This window comes from Pseudomonas vranovensis, assembly GCF_040438935.1.
Classification (GTDB): domain Bacteria; phylum Pseudomonadota; class Gammaproteobacteria; order Pseudomonadales; family Pseudomonadaceae; genus Aquipseudomonas; species Aquipseudomonas vranovensis.
This window is the reverse complement of the sequence record NZ_CP159259.1, coordinates 3,743,460-3,756,684: the sequence shown is the minus strand read 5'-3', so window position 1 is coordinate 3,756,684 and position 13,225 is coordinate 3,743,460. Positions and strand designations below refer to the sequence as shown.

The 13,225-nt window shown below is 62.3% G+C and carries 12 protein-coding genes; 7 read left to right on the top strand and 5 right to left on the bottom strand.

Annotation, left to right across the window (positions count from 1 at the left end):
• Positions 1-51: 51 nt before the first annotated feature.
• Positions 52-906: a D-hexose-6-phosphate mutarotase gene (locus ABVN19_RS17515; RefSeq protein WP_105641206.1), complete on the top strand. Its 855-nt coding sequence runs from the start codon at positions 52-54 to the stop codon at positions 904-906.
• On the opposite strand, the gene hexR is transcribed toward ABVN19_RS17515, so the two are convergent.
• Positions 899-1,759, bottom strand: a complete 861-nt coding sequence (gene hexR, locus ABVN19_RS17510) for a DNA-binding transcriptional regulator HexR (RefSeq protein ID WP_177431031.1) — start codon at positions 1,757-1,759, stop codon at positions 899-901. The genes ABVN19_RS17515 and hexR overlap by 8 nt on opposite strands.
• Before the next feature lie 214 nt (positions 1,760-1,973).
• Between hexR and zwf the strand changes: the two genes are divergently transcribed.
• Genes zwf through ABVN19_RS17495 form a run of 3 tightly spaced genes read left to right on the top strand, consistent with a single transcriptional unit; the run spans position 1,974 to position 4,835 of the window.
• Positions 1,974-3,443, top strand: a complete 1,470-nt coding sequence (gene zwf / locus ABVN19_RS17505; RefSeq protein ID WP_105641205.1) for a glucose-6-phosphate dehydrogenase — start codon at positions 1,974-1,976, stop codon at positions 3,441-3,443.
• Positions 3,430-4,143, top strand: coding sequence for a 6-phosphogluconolactonase (gene pgl / locus ABVN19_RS17500; protein WP_105641204.1), 714 nt, complete (start codon positions 3,430-3,432; stop codon positions 4,141-4,143). The genes zwf and pgl overlap by 14 nt, the downstream gene beginning before the upstream one ends.
• Before the next feature lie 17 nt (positions 4,144-4,160).
• Positions 4,161-4,835, top strand: a complete 675-nt coding sequence (locus tag ABVN19_RS17495; RefSeq protein ID WP_028942891.1) for a bifunctional 4-hydroxy-2-oxoglutarate aldolase/2-dehydro-3-deoxy-phosphogluconate aldolase — start codon at positions 4,161-4,163, stop codon at positions 4,833-4,835.
• 138 nt (positions 4,836-4,973) lie between these two features.
• Here ABVN19_RS17495 and leuA read toward each other — a convergent pair whose 3' ends face one another.
• The 4 genes from leuA to ABVN19_RS17475 form a co-directional block, all read right to left on the bottom strand.
• The gene (leuA, locus tag ABVN19_RS17490) at positions 4,974-6,647 is read right to left on the bottom strand and encodes a 2-isopropylmalate synthase (RefSeq protein WP_028942892.1); all 1,674 of its coding nucleotides are present in this window, start codon (positions 6,645-6,647) and stop codon (positions 4,974-4,976) included.
• A 311-nt stretch (positions 6,648-6,958) separates the two neighbouring features.
• On the bottom strand, positions 6,959-7,783 hold the full coding sequence (locus tag ABVN19_RS17485; RefSeq protein WP_028942893.1) for a M23 family metallopeptidase: 825 nt from the start codon (positions 7,781-7,783) through the stop codon (positions 6,959-6,961).
• Between the two features lie 3 nt (positions 7,784-7,786).
• A complete protein-coding gene (gene xseA, locus ABVN19_RS17480) occupies positions 7,787-9,166 on the bottom strand; it encodes an exodeoxyribonuclease VII large subunit (protein WP_105641203.1) in 1,380 nt (459 codons plus the stop codon).
• An 83-nt stretch (positions 9,167-9,249) separates the two neighbouring features.
• Complete coding sequence (locus ABVN19_RS17475; protein WP_105641202.1) at positions 9,250-10,134, bottom strand: LysR substrate-binding domain-containing protein; 885 nt, start codon at positions 10,132-10,134, stop codon at positions 9,250-9,252.
• A gap of 105 nt (positions 10,135-10,239) precedes the next feature.
• On the opposite strand from ABVN19_RS17475, the gene ABVN19_RS17470 reads away from it, so the two are divergent.
• From ABVN19_RS17470 to guaB, 3 genes are all read left to right on the top strand, one after another.
• A complete protein-coding gene (locus ABVN19_RS17470; protein WP_028942896.1) occupies positions 10,240-11,022 on the top strand; it encodes a sulfite exporter TauE/SafE family protein in 783 nt (260 codons plus the stop codon).
• An 18-nt stretch (positions 11,023-11,040) separates the two neighbouring features.
• Positions 11,041-11,598 (top strand): sugar ABC transporter ATPase, encoded by a 558-nt coding sequence (locus ABVN19_RS17465; protein WP_105641252.1) that lies wholly within the window; start codon positions 11,041-11,043, stop codon positions 11,596-11,598.
• Positions 11,599-11,682: 84 nt separating this feature from the next.
• On the top strand, positions 11,683-13,152 hold the full coding sequence (gene guaB / locus ABVN19_RS17460) for an IMP dehydrogenase (protein WP_028942898.1): 1,470 nt from the start codon (positions 11,683-11,685) through the stop codon (positions 13,150-13,152).
• Positions 13,153-13,225: the final 73 nt, after the last annotated feature.

Sequence of the window (13,225 nt, the reverse complement as noted above, 5' to 3'; positions counted from 1 at the left end):
GGGGCTTGCCCCTGCGACGAGGCCCTCACTAACAACAAGAGTTTCCACGCCATGCCCGAGCACCCGCTCCATCGCTTCTTTACCTCGCAACGGCCCAGGCCGACCTTCGTGTGGGAGCGTTACCAGCAGCGCGATGTGCTGATCATCGATCACCCCCGGTGCCAGGCGGCTTTTAGTCGCCAGGGTGCGCAGTTGTTGCACTTCCAGCCAACCGGCGAGCGTCCGTGGCTCTGGTGTGCGGCGCAGTGGCCCCAGGTTGGCGCCATCCGCGGCGGTGTGCCGGTGTGCTGGCCCTGGTATGGCCGTCACCCCAGCGAAGACATGTGGCCGGCCCACGGTTGGGCGCGTTTGCTCGACTGGAAGCTGATCGACAGCAGCGAAGATGAGGAGGGCGTGACCCTCAACTGGCGCCTGCAGTTGTGGGACTGGCAGGTGAACCTCTCGGCGCGCCTGGGTCAGCGCATGGAATTGCAACTCAGTACCGAACATCAAGACAGCCAGCCTTGTCAGTTGAGTCATGCTCTGCTGGCTTACTGGCGTATTAGTGACGTTTCTGAGATAGCGCTATCTGGGCTAGAGAACATTGAGGGTTACGACCGTTTGAACCGCCAGGCCTGTCGCCAGAAAGGCGCGTTGAAGGTACACGGCGGCTGTCAGCGAGTGTTTCCCAATGCGGCCACCGTGCAACTGCACGACCCGGCCTGGCAGCGTCAATTGTGTATCGACACCGGGGACAGCGAAGACACCGTGGTCTGGCATCCGGGCAGCCGGCCCTTGATGGGCGTCAGCGGCAGTGAAACCTTGGGGTTCGTCTGTGTCGAGGCGGCCAGCGGCAGCAGTGACAGCCTGAGCCTGGCGCCGGGTGAACAGGCGCACCTGCGGTTGCAGGCGCACCTGCTCAGTTGAGTTCGTCGTCGATCGGGTAGCGGCTGGCGTTGAGGCTTTCCTTGATCTTGCGCAGGTGCGGCTGGAAGTCCACGCCGCGGCGCAGGGTCATGCCGGTGGCCAATACGTCGAGCACGGTCAGTTGAATGATGCGCGACGTCATCGGCATATAGATGTCGGTGTCTTCGGGTAGTGGGATGTTCAGGCTCAGGCTGCAGGCTTTGGCCAGGGGTGAGTCGGCAGCGGTCAGGCCGAGTACCGAGGCACCGTTTTCCCGGGCCAGGCGCGCCACTTCCACCAGCTCGCGGGTGCGGCCGGTGTAGGAGATGATCACGAACAGCTCGCCGGTATGGGCTACCGAGGCCAGCATGCGCTGCATCAGCACATCGGCGTGGGCGGAGACGGCGAGATTGAAGCGGAAGAATTTATGCTGGGCATCCAGGGCTACCGGGGCCGAGGCGCCGAGGCCGAAGAAATGGATCTGGCGGGCCTGGATCAGCATGTCGACGGCACGGCTGATCAACTGCGGATCGAGTTGCTGGCAGGCGCTGTCCAACGAGGCGATGGCGCTGCCGAAGATCTTCTGGGTGTAGGAGGCCGGATCATCGTCGGCTTCCACAGCCCGGCTGACATAGGCCGCGCCGCTGGCCAGGCTCTGTGCCAGCTGCAGCTTCAGCTCGGGGTAGCCGCTGACGCCGAACGAGCGGCAAAAACGGTTGACGGTCGGCTCGCTGACCTTGGCGGCCTGGGCCAGCGCGGCAATGCTGAAGCGGGTGGCTTGCTGGGGGTTGAGCAGGATGACTTCGGCGACTTTGCGTTCGGCTTTGTTCAGTTCTTCGAGGCGGCCCTGGATCTGCTCCAGGAGGTTTCGCACACGGTCCATGGGTATATGTCCTTGGGTCGATAAGGCAGCCGGCTGGTGATGGCAGCGGGCTTTTGACACGGTGGCCTATCGTACTGATGGCATGGAAGGCACACCACTTGAATCTGTCCACTGGGCAAAATGTTGTGGTTTTTACTACATTACCCCTTGAAAACTGGGGTTGGAAACGGTATTTCTACGTCAACTTGATAAAAGAACATACATCATGGCTGCGATCAGCGTTGAACCTTGCACCTTTGCCCTGTTTGGCGCCCTGGGCGACCTGGCCTTGCGCAAGCTGTTTCCGGCGCTCTACCAGCTCGACCGTGCCGACTTGCTGCACGCCGACACCCGCGTGCTGGCGCTGGCCCGCGAACCGGGCGGCGCTGAACAACACCTGGCCTCGATCGAGTCGCACCTGAAGGCGTTCGTGCCGGCCGGGCAGATCGAATTTCCCGTCCTGCAGCGTTTTCTGTCGCGCCTTAGCTATGTGCATGTGGACTTTCTCAAGGCCGAGGACTACCAGGCGCTGGCCGAGCAGGTCGATGCCGACACCCAGTTGATCGCTTATTTCGCAACGCCGGCAGCGGTGTACGGCGGTATTTGCGAGAACCTCCACAAGGCGGGCCTCACCGACCGCACCCGGGTGGTACTGGAAAAGCCCATTGGCCATGACCTTGAGTCGTCGCGCCGGGTCAACGATGCGGTTGCCCAGTATTTTCCCGAGAATCGCGTTTATCGCATAGACCATTACCTGGGCAAAGAGACGGTGCAGAACCTGATCGCCCTGCGCTTTGCCAACAGCCTGTTCGAAACCCAGTGGAACCAGAACTCCATCTCCCACGTTGAGATTACCGTGGCCGAGAAGGTTGGTATCGAGGGGCGCTGGGGCTATTTCGACAAGGCCGGGCAACTGCGCGACATGATCCAGAACCACCTGCTGCAGCTGTTGTGTCTGATCGCGATGGACCCGCCCAGCGACCTGTCGGCCGACAGCATCCGCAACGAGAAAGTCAAGGTTCTCAAGGCCCTGGCACCGATCACGGGTGAAGGCTTGAGCACCCGTGTAGTGCGCGGCCAGTACATTGCCGGCTACAGCGAAGGCAAGTCGGTGCCCGGTTACCTGGAAGAAGACAACGCCAATGCCCAGAGCGACACCGAGACGTTCGTCGCCCTGCGCGCCGATATCCGCAACTGGCGCTGGGCCGGTGTGCCGTTCTACCTGCGCACCGGCAAGCGCATGCCGCAGAAGCTGTCGCAGATCGTTATCCATTTCAAGGAAACACCGCACTACATCTTCGCCCCGGAACAGCGTTTGCAGATCGGTAACAAGTTGATTATCCGCCTGCAGCCGGACGAAGGTATTTCCCTGCGGGTGATGACCAAGGAGCAGGGCCTGGATAAAGGCATGCAACTACGCAGCGGGCCTTTGCAATTGAATTTTTCCGACACCTGGCGCAGCGCACGGATCCCCGATGCCTATGAGCGCCTGTTGCTGGAAGTGATGCGTGGCAACCAGAACCTGTTTGTACGCAAGGATGAAATCGAATACGCGTGGAAGTGGTGCGATCAGCTGATCGCCGGTTGGAAAGCCGCCGGCGATGCGCCCAAACCCTATGCCGCCGGCTCCTGGGGGCCGATGAGCTCGATTGCATTGATTACCCGTGACGGGAGGTCGTGGTATGGCGATATCTGAACTGAAGCTGCCGGCAACTGTGACGGTGCATGAATTCAACGCAGCGCCGGCGCTGGCCGCAGGGCTTGCCAAGGTCGTTGCCGAGCAGCTGCGTGCAGCCATTGCCCGTCAGGGTGAAGCGACACTCGTGGTGTCGGGCGGACGTAGTCCGGTGGCGTTCTTCGAGGCGCTGGGCAAGCAACCGCTGGAGTGGTCCAAGGTGCTGATCACGCTGGCCGACGAGCGCTGGGTACCCGTCGAACATGCCGACAGCAATGCTGGCCTGCTCAAGCGCCACCTGCTGGTTGGCAAGGTGGCCAGCGCCCGATTCCTCGGTCTTTACCGTGCTGCTGAAAGCCTTGAGGCGGCTGCGCAGGAAGCCGATCAGGCGCTTGCCGCGCTGCGGGGTATCGACGTGCTGGTGCTGGGCATGGGTGACGATGGCCATACCGCCTCGCTGTTCCCTGGCAGCCCCAACCTGACCGAAGGCCTGGACCTGCACGGCAAGCGTCGCTGCCTGCCAATGCTGGCACCGAGCGTGCCGCATCAGCGCCTGAGCATGACCCGTTCGCTGCTTGCCCGTGCCGGCTTCACTGCACTGTCCGTGCAAGGCCCGGGCAAACTCGCTACCCTGCGCGCCGCGCTGGATGGCACTGATTTGGCCGAGATGCCGATACGTGCGTTTTTACACGACCCTCTGGAAATTTACTGGTGCCCATGAGCCAAGGACCTGCCGTCATGACCACGCTTGAACTGAAACAGCCGGGAGATTCCATGGCCGACAAAATTGCCCGGATCGATCAGATCTGCACCCAGGCGCGCATCCTGCCGGTGATCACCATTGCCCGCGAGGCAGACATCCTGCCCTTGGCGGACGCCCTGGCGGCCGGTGGTATCAAGACCCTGGAAGTGACCCTGCGTTCGCAACACGGTCTCAAGGCTATCGAGGTGTTGCGCGAGCAGCGCCCGGAACTGTGCGTGGGTGCCGGTACCGTGCTGGACCGCAAGATGTTCGCCGCCGTTGAAGCGGCGGGCGCGCAATTCGTGGTCACCCCGGGCATCACCCCGGACATTCTGGACGCGGGCGTGCAGAGCCGGCTGCCCTTGCTCCCGGGGATCAGTACGCCCTCGGAGCTGATGATGGGCTATGCCCTGGGTTATCGGCGCTTCAAGCTGTTCCCGGCGGAGATCAGCGGCGGCGTGGCGGCGATCAAGGCATTCGCCGGGCCGTTCGGCGATGTGCGCTTCTGCCCGACCGGTGGGGTCAACCCGAGCAATGTGCGCAACTACATGGCCTTGGCCAATGTGATGTGCGTGGGCGGAACCTGGATGCTCGACAGCGGCTGGATCAAGAATGGCGACTGGGCAAGGATCGAAGCCTGCAGCGCTGAGGCATTGGCGCTGCTGGACTGAACTGAATCGTTGTGTGCTACACGGCTTTACGGTGCGCTTGGTCGGCGCACCGTTTTTTTTGGCCTGCAGAAACGGTCGCGGGGCAAGCCCGCTCCTGCTAGCAGGAGCGGGCTTGCCCCGCGATTACGTTAGTCAAGGTCAGGCGGCTTTGGCAGCCTGCTGGCTCAACGAGCGGTTCAGGGCGCTGAACAGTGCCTTGAAGCTGGCGGTGGTGATGTTTTCATCGATGCCCACACCATGCACCGGACGACCACCGGCCACACGCAGTTCGATGTAGGCCGCCGCCTTGGCGTTGGTGCCCGCGCCGATGGCATGCTCGTTGTAGTCCATGATTTCCACGGCAACCGGCAGGCCGGCGACCAGGGCTTCGAGGGCACCATTGCCCTTGCCGCGCCAGTGCAGGGTGGTCTCGCCTTCGCTCGACACTTCCACTTCGACCTTGCTGTTGCCGTTCTCTTCCTGCAGGCGATGGCTGACCAGCGCGTACGGGGCGTTGGCCTGCAAGTACTCGCGGTGCAGCAAGTTGTAGATCTGCTGGGCAGTCATCTCCAGGCCCAGGCGGTCGGTTTCACCCTGCACCACCTGGCTGAATTCGATCTGCATGCGGCGCGGCAGGCTGATGCCGTATTCCTGTTCGAGCAGGTAGGTGATACCGCCCTTGCCCGACTGGCTGTTGACGCGGATCACTGCCTCGTAGCTGCGGCCGATGTCGGCCGGGTCGATCGGCAAGTACGGCACTTCCCACTTGGTGTCTTCTTTTTGCTGGGTGAAGCCCTTGCGGATGGCGTCCTGGTGCGAGCCGGAGAACGCGGTGTGGACCAGGTCACCGACATACGGATGACGTGGGTGCACCGGAATCTGGTTGCATTCCTCGACCACTTTGCGCACGCCGTCGATGTCGGAGAAGTCCAGCTCAGGGTTCACACCCTGGGTGTAGAGGTTCAACGCCAGGGTCACCAGGTCGACATTGCCGGTACGTTCGCCGTTGCCGAACAGGCAGCCTTCGACGCGGTCGGCGCCGGCCATCAGGCCCAGCTCGGTGGCGGCTACGCCGGTGCCACGATCGTTGTGGGTGTGCAGGCTGATGATCACGCTGTCGCGGCGGCTGACGTTGCGGCCGAACCACTCGATCTGGTCGGCGTAGATGTTCGGCGTCGAGACTTCGACGGTGGCCGGCAGGTTGAGGATGATCTTGTGCTCGGGCGTCGGGTTCCACACCTCGATCACGGCGTCGCAGACTTCCTTGGCGAACTCCAGTTCGGTGGCGCTGAAGGTTTCAGGCGAGTACTGGAAAGTCCACTGTGTTTCAGGCTGCTGGGCGGCATATTTGACGAACAATTTGGCCGCGTTCACCGCGATGTCCTTCACGCCTTGTTTGTCCTGGTTGAAGACAATGCGGCGGAACGACGGGCTGGTGGCGTTGTACAGGTGGACGATGGCCTTTTTGGCACCGCGCAGGGACTCGAAGGTGCGGGCGATGAGGTCTTCACGGGCCTGGGTCAACACCTGGATGGTGGTGTCGTCAGGGATGTGACCGTCTTCGATCAGGGTGCGCACGAAGTCGAAATCGGTTTGCGAGGCCGATGGGAACGAGGCTTCGATTTCTTTCACGCCGACGCTGACCAGGGTTTTCCAGAAACGCAGCTTCTTTACCGCATCCATCGGCTCGATCAGCGACTGGTTACCGTCGCGCAGGTCGGAGCTGCACCAGATTGGCGCCTGGGTGATGGTCTTCGATGGCCAGGTACGGTCAGGCAAGTTGACGGTAGGGAAGGCGCTGTATTTTTTCGAAGGGTCTTTGAGCATGGTCATGAAAGCAATCCTTGAATGTGCGGCCTGGAAAGGGGCCCGCCGAATGAAATCGAGATGAAAGGGCGAGGCGACGCGATTCAGCTTGGTAGTCGTGCACTGACCAGGCAGAGGCTGCGATGTTGACGAAGCAGGATGAGGGTTTGAAAGGTCTTCATGGCTTCAACCCTAACCAGTGGACCTGAAGATGACAAGCCTTGAAAAAAAATTGAGAGAAATGCTTAAAAAGCAGAATTTATCGAGATTTTATGGCTGGCTTTAAATAAAAAGACCGCGCCAGTTGCGCGGTCTTTTTGAATGGCGCAAGCCAGGTGTCAGGGCTGGAAGGCGCCGATGAAAATTGCCGGGTCTACCCGCGCATCGTTGAGGCTGACGTTCCAGTGCATGTGCGGGCCTGTGGCGCGCCCGGTGGAGCCGACCTTGCCGACCACGGCGCCACGGCTGAGCAGCTGCCCTGGTTTAACGTCGATCTTCGACATATGGCAGAACATGCTGATAAAGCCCTGGCCATGGTCGACGAACACGGTGTTGCCGTTGAAGAAGTAATTGCCGACCAGGATCACCTTGCCGTTGGCCGGCGTCTTGATCGGGGTGCCGGCCGGCACGGCGAAGTCCAGGCCGGCATGGGGGTTGCGTTCCTCGCCATTGAAGAAGCGGCGCACGCCGAACTTGCTCGACAGCGGACCACTGACCGGCTTGTCGAGGATCAGGTTGCTCGGCAGGTTGGGGCTGAAACTGCGGTAGGCCTTGAGCTGCTCGGCAAGCTCGACTTCGATGCGCTTGAGGTCGGCCGGGTCGGGGTTGACCTGGCGCTTGTTCTTCAAGGTGATGCGCTGCTCGGGGTACTTCTTGCTGCCGACCGTGAAGCTCAGGGTCCGTGCGCCCTCGGTGAGCTGCGCCGGGCCAGGCTTCTGGGTCAGGGGCAGGCCGACGATGGCCAGCCAGGTGTCCTGTTCCTTGACCACCAGCACCGGCTTGCCATCAAAGCGCGCACTGGGCGCCTGGGTGGCCGGCCCGAGGTTGATGACCGCAACGCCACCGGGTACGGGCTTGTTCAGTTGGCGGGTGATGTAGCTGGCTTGGGCGCTGCCGACGAACATCAGGCACAGCAGTAACAGCGGGGCAAACAGACGGGGCATGGTTCAATCCAGGAGAGAGAGCGTGACCGGGGTCAGGTGATTGTCTTCGACCCGCACCTGCAGCTCGCCATCGCCCAGGCGGGCGGTCAGGCGTTGGCCGTTGCGGGTCTGCTCGGCGTTGCGAATGGCCTGGCCGCGCTCGTCGAGCAGGATGCTGTAGCCGCGACCGAGGGTTGCCAGCGGGCTTACCACGTGCAGGGTCTGGACCTGGGCCTGCAGGCGCTGGCGGCGATCCTTGAGCGTTTCGCGCATGGCCCGTGGCAGGCGTTCGGCCAGGCTGTCGAGGCGCTGCTTGAGCAGGGCCAGGGTGCGTCCGGGATGCTGGGCGGCCAGGCGCGTATCGAGACGGGCCAGGCGCTCGCGGCGCTGGTTCAGGCGTTGCTCGAAGGCCCGGCGCAGGCGCATGTCCAGGTCGTCCAGGCGCTGGGCCTGTTGGCGCAGCCGTTCACCTGGGTGACGCAGGCGTCGGGTGAGGCTGTCCAGGCGCAGGCGGTCATGGGCCAGGCGGCTCTGGATGCGCAGCAGCAGGCGACGCTTGAGGCTGTCGATACGACGCTGCAGGTCGCTGCTGTCGGGGGCCAGCAATTCGGCCGCGGCCGAAGGCGTAGGGGCGCGAACGTCGGCGACAAAATCACTGATCGATACATCGGTTTCATGGCCCACGGCGCTGACGATGGGCGTGACGCAGGCAGCAATGGCCCGGGCCACGGCTTCCTCGTTGAAGCACCAGAGGTCTTCCAGCGAGCCGCCGCCACGGGCCAGGATCAGCGCGTCGAAGCCGCGGCTGTCGGCCAGTTGCAAGGCGCGAACGATCTGGTTGATCGCTTCGCGGCCCTGGACGGCCGTGGGGATCAGGGTGAGTTCGACCTGTGGCGCGCGGCGGCGGAACACACTGATGATGTCGCGGATCACCGCGCCCGTGGGCGAACTGACGATGCCGATGCGCTGTGGATGGGCGGGCAGGGCTACCTTGTTTTCAGCGCTGAACAAACCTTCGGCGCCAAGCTTTTCCTTCAGCGCCTCAAAGGCCAGGCGCAGCGCGCCATCACCCGCAGGCTCGACGGTGTCGAGAATCAACTGGTAGTCGCCGCGACCTTCAAACAACGACACCTTGCCGCGCACCTTGACCGCCAGGCCATCGCGCAGGGCCTGACGAACCCGCGCGGCATTCTGGCGGAACAGTGCACAGCGCACCTGGGCACCGCTGTCCTTGAGGGTGAAATAGACGTGGCCGGAGGCCGGGCGGGCGAGGTTGGAGATCTCGCCTTCGACCCAGACATTGCGGAATACGTCCTCGAGCAGCACCCGGGCGCGGCCGTTGAGTTGGCTGACGGTGAGGACATCGCGGTCCAGACCGAGTCTTTCGAAGGGGTCTTTGATCATGGGCGGCATCATAAAGTGTAGGAGCGGGCTTGTCCCGCGATGCGATGTGACTCACCGAGCGTGAACGCGGGGCAAGCCCGCGCCTACCCGTTGTGCATATGGCTCAAGAAGCCTTGCACCAGCGCTCCGGCATCCCGCCGATAGGCCAGCGCCACCGTGCTGCTGCAATCCTCATCGGCCAGCGCCACGAACCTCACAGCCGCCGGCGCAATGTCCTGCATGCAGCGCGGCAGCAGTGCCACTCCGAATCCGGCCTGGATCAGTTGCAGTTGCGTGGTTTTGCGCGACACCACTCGCGCCGCCCTGGGGAAGAATCCCTCGCGCATGCACAGCTCGGCAGACAGGTAGCTCAACCCGCCGCGCTGACGATGAGGGATGGAAATGAAGGCCTCTTCACGCAACTGTGCCAGGCACACGCTGCGTTCCCCGGCAAGCGGATGATTCTCGGCCACTGCCAACAATAACGGCTCCTCGAACAGCGGTTGCACACACAAGCCTTCGTGCTGGCGCAGCACCGGCAAGCGCAGCAGGCCAATCTCCAGGCGGCCTTCGGCCAGCGCTTCAAGTTGCCCTTCCGAGGACTGCTGGGCAATCTCCATGCTGACCCCGGGGTTGTCGTGCAGATAGCTGCCGAGCCTGGCAAGCAATCGACCACTGAGGGGCACCGTGCTGGAGTGGTTCAGGCGCAGGCTGCCACGCATGCCCTGGCCGATCTCCCGGGCCAGGCGCTCGGCCTTTTCCAGATCGCTCAGCAAGCTGCGTGCCCGTGGCAGGAACGCCTGGCCCGCGGCGGTCAGGCGTGGCTGGCGGGCGGTGCGCTCGAACAGCAGGGTGTCGAGCTGCGTTTCCAGTTCCTTGATCTGTCGGCTCAGGGCGGACTGAGCGATATACAGGCGCTCGGCGGCGGCGCTGAAACTGCCGCATTCGGCGATTTCGACGAAGTAACGCAGTTGGCGGGTAGTGGTCATCTGAGCTATGCCGTTTCAAGATGTCTAGTGAGGATATTGCATATTGGTCGGCATGGCTTGTGGATGGCTAAAGTGACCTGGAATTGATCAAGGACTGAACCTGCCATGTTTTCGACCTTACTGGCGCAATTGCCGTTTAGCACGTTTGACTGGGTGTTCATCGCGTTAGGGACAGGCGCGGCCTACATTGTTTTTGGTATTGCAGGATTCGGTACGGCATTGGTTGCCGGCCCTGTGCTGATCCATTTCATGCCCTTGTCTCAGATCATTCCACTGCTGGTGCTGCTGGATTTCGTGGCCGCCTTCGGCAAATGGTTGCCCTCGCGCAACGCGGTGGTGCGCGCCGAGCTGCTGCGCTTGCTGCCCTGCATGGCGATTGGTTGCAGCCTGGGAGTGGTGTTCCTGCTTCGGCTCAAGTCAGATGTGCTGCTGCTATTGATGGGTGTGTTCGTCAGCGCTTATGCACTCTATAGCCTGGCGGTAAAGGCTCGGCCCAAGCGCCTGCCGGCGGGCTGGTCGGTGCCGGCCGGTGTGGCGGGTGGGTTGTTCGGAGCCTTGTTCGGCAGCGGCGGCTTTCTCTATGCGCTTTATCTCAATGCCCGTGTGGCGTCGGTCGAGCAGGCGCGGGCGACCCAGAGTGCGCTGATCAGTTGCAGTACCGTGGTTCGCCTGGGCTTGTTCCTGCTGGCTGGCGTGTATGCCGATGGTGCCGTGTTACTGCTGGCATTGATGCTGGTGCCGATGATGGCGGCAGGGCTGTGGCTGGCGCGTCGCCTGACCCTGGACATGCCTCGCGAAACCTTTGTGCGCCTGGTGACCTGGTTGGTGCTGTGCAGTGGCATTGCCCTGATCGGTCGCTACCTGAGTGAGGTAAACTGGCGGCTTTGAGCATGTTTGGCTGCCGTCATGATTACCCAGAGCATCATTGTCCCGAAGATCTCCACCGTTCCTGTGCATGAGCCCCGCGCCCGGGCGATCCTGCGCTGGCTGGTGCGCGAGAAGGTCATCGAGGAGCAACTGAGCACCTGCGGCAGTACCGGCAGTCGCATGGCATATGCGATTGCCGACGGTGCGCGCAAGGTGGTGGAGCGCCCGGAACTGCTGCCGTTCGGTCAGCCGATCAATGGTCTTGAGGTCATCACCAAGCGCTGCATCTATACGCCACTTGAAGGCTTTCTCGAAGAAGCCGGCTGCGCCGAATGCCGCAAGGAAGTAGGCGTGGCGCTGTTTGAAAGCCTCGAGGAGTGGATGCCCGGGCAGACCGACAACTTCATCTGCCCGTTGTGCGGTCATGAGGACGACATCAACGGTTTTCTGTTCCTGCAGCCCTGCGCCTTTTCCAACCTGGGATTCATCTTCAACAACTGGAGCGCGGCAGGTTTCAAGCAGGCTTTTCTCGACGACTTCGCCGACTGGCTGGACCAGCCGGTGGCCGTGGTGCAGGTAGCGCGCGCAGGCAACTGACCGAAGGGCCATCTTTGCATTGAGCGAAGGGCTCTGGATGAGTATAATGGCGCGCTTCCATTTTCCCGCCCGGGAGCCCCCGCGATGCTGCGTATCAGCCAAGAAGCCCTGACCTTCGACGACATTCTCCTAGTGCCTGGTTATTCAGAGGTGCTACCCAATGAAGTCAGTCTCAAGACCCGTTTGACCCGTGGCATCGAGCTGAACATTCCGTTGGTTTCCGCCGCCATGGATACCGTGACCGAAGCCCGTCTGGCCATTGCCATGGCCCAGGAAGGCGGCATCGGCATTATCCACAAGAACATGACCATCGAGCAGCAAGCTGCCGAAGTGCGCAAGGTCAAGAAGTTCGAAGCCGGCGTGGTCAAGGACCCGATCACCATCGAGGCCGACGCCACCGTTCGTGACCTGTTCGAACTGACCAGCCAGAACAACATCTCTGGCGTACCGGTGCTGCACAACGGCGACCTGGTCGGTATCGTCACCTCTCGCGACGTACGTTTCGAAAGCCGCCTGGACGCCAGCGTCCGTGAAGTGATGACGCCTAAAGAGCGCCTGGTCACGGTCATGGAAGGCGCCGACAAGAACGAAGCTCGCGAGCTGCTGCACAAGCACCGCATCGAGCGCGTCCTGATCGTCGACGACAAGTTCGCCCTCAAGGGCATGATGACCGTCAACGACATCGAAAAAGCCAAGGCCTACCCGCTGGCCAGCAAGGACGATCAAGGTCGTCTGCGCGTCGGCGCTGCCGTCGGTACCGGTAAAGACACCGCTGACCGCGTTTCGGCCCTGGTTGCCGCCGGTGTTGACGTGGTGGTGGTCGACACCGCCCACGGTCACTCCAAGGGTGTGATCGACCGCGTTCGCTGGGTCAAGGAGAACTTCCCGCAGGTTCAGGTCATCGGCGGCAACATCGCCACCGGCGCCGCTGCCAAGGCCCTGGCCGAAGCCGGCGCCGACGCGGTCAAGGTCGGTATCGGCCCAGGCTCGATCTGCACCACCCGTATCGTCGCCGGTGTCGGCGTTCCGCAGATCAGCGCCATCGCCAATGTTGCCGCGGCACTCGAAGGCACGGGCATCCCGCTGATCGCCGACGGTGGCATTCGTTTCTCCGGTGACCTGTCCAAGGCCATCGTTGCCGGTGCCTCGGCCGTGATGATGGGCTCGATGTTCGCCGGTACCGAAGAAGCGCCGGGCGAGATCGAACTGTTCCAGGGCCGTTCGTACAAGGCTTATCGCGGCATGGGTTCGCTGGGCGCGATGTCCCAGGCCCAGGGATCTTCGGACCGTTACTTCCAGGACTCCTCGGCCGGTGCCGAGAAACTGGTGCCGGAAGGTATCGAAGGCCGTGTGCCGTACAAGGGCACCCTGACCGCGATCATCCACCAACTGATGGGTGGCCTGCGTTCCTCGATGGGTTACACCGGCAGCGCCAACATCGAAGAGATGCGTACCAAGCCTGAATTCGTGCGTATTACTGGTGCCGGCATGGCCGAGTCCCACGTACATGACGTACAGATCACCAAAGAAGCGCCAAACTACCGCGTAGGTTGATGCTTCAGGCAACACTTGCTAGCGGGGCTGTTATCGACAGCCCCGCGTCGTTTCCGATTTCCACTGACGAGAT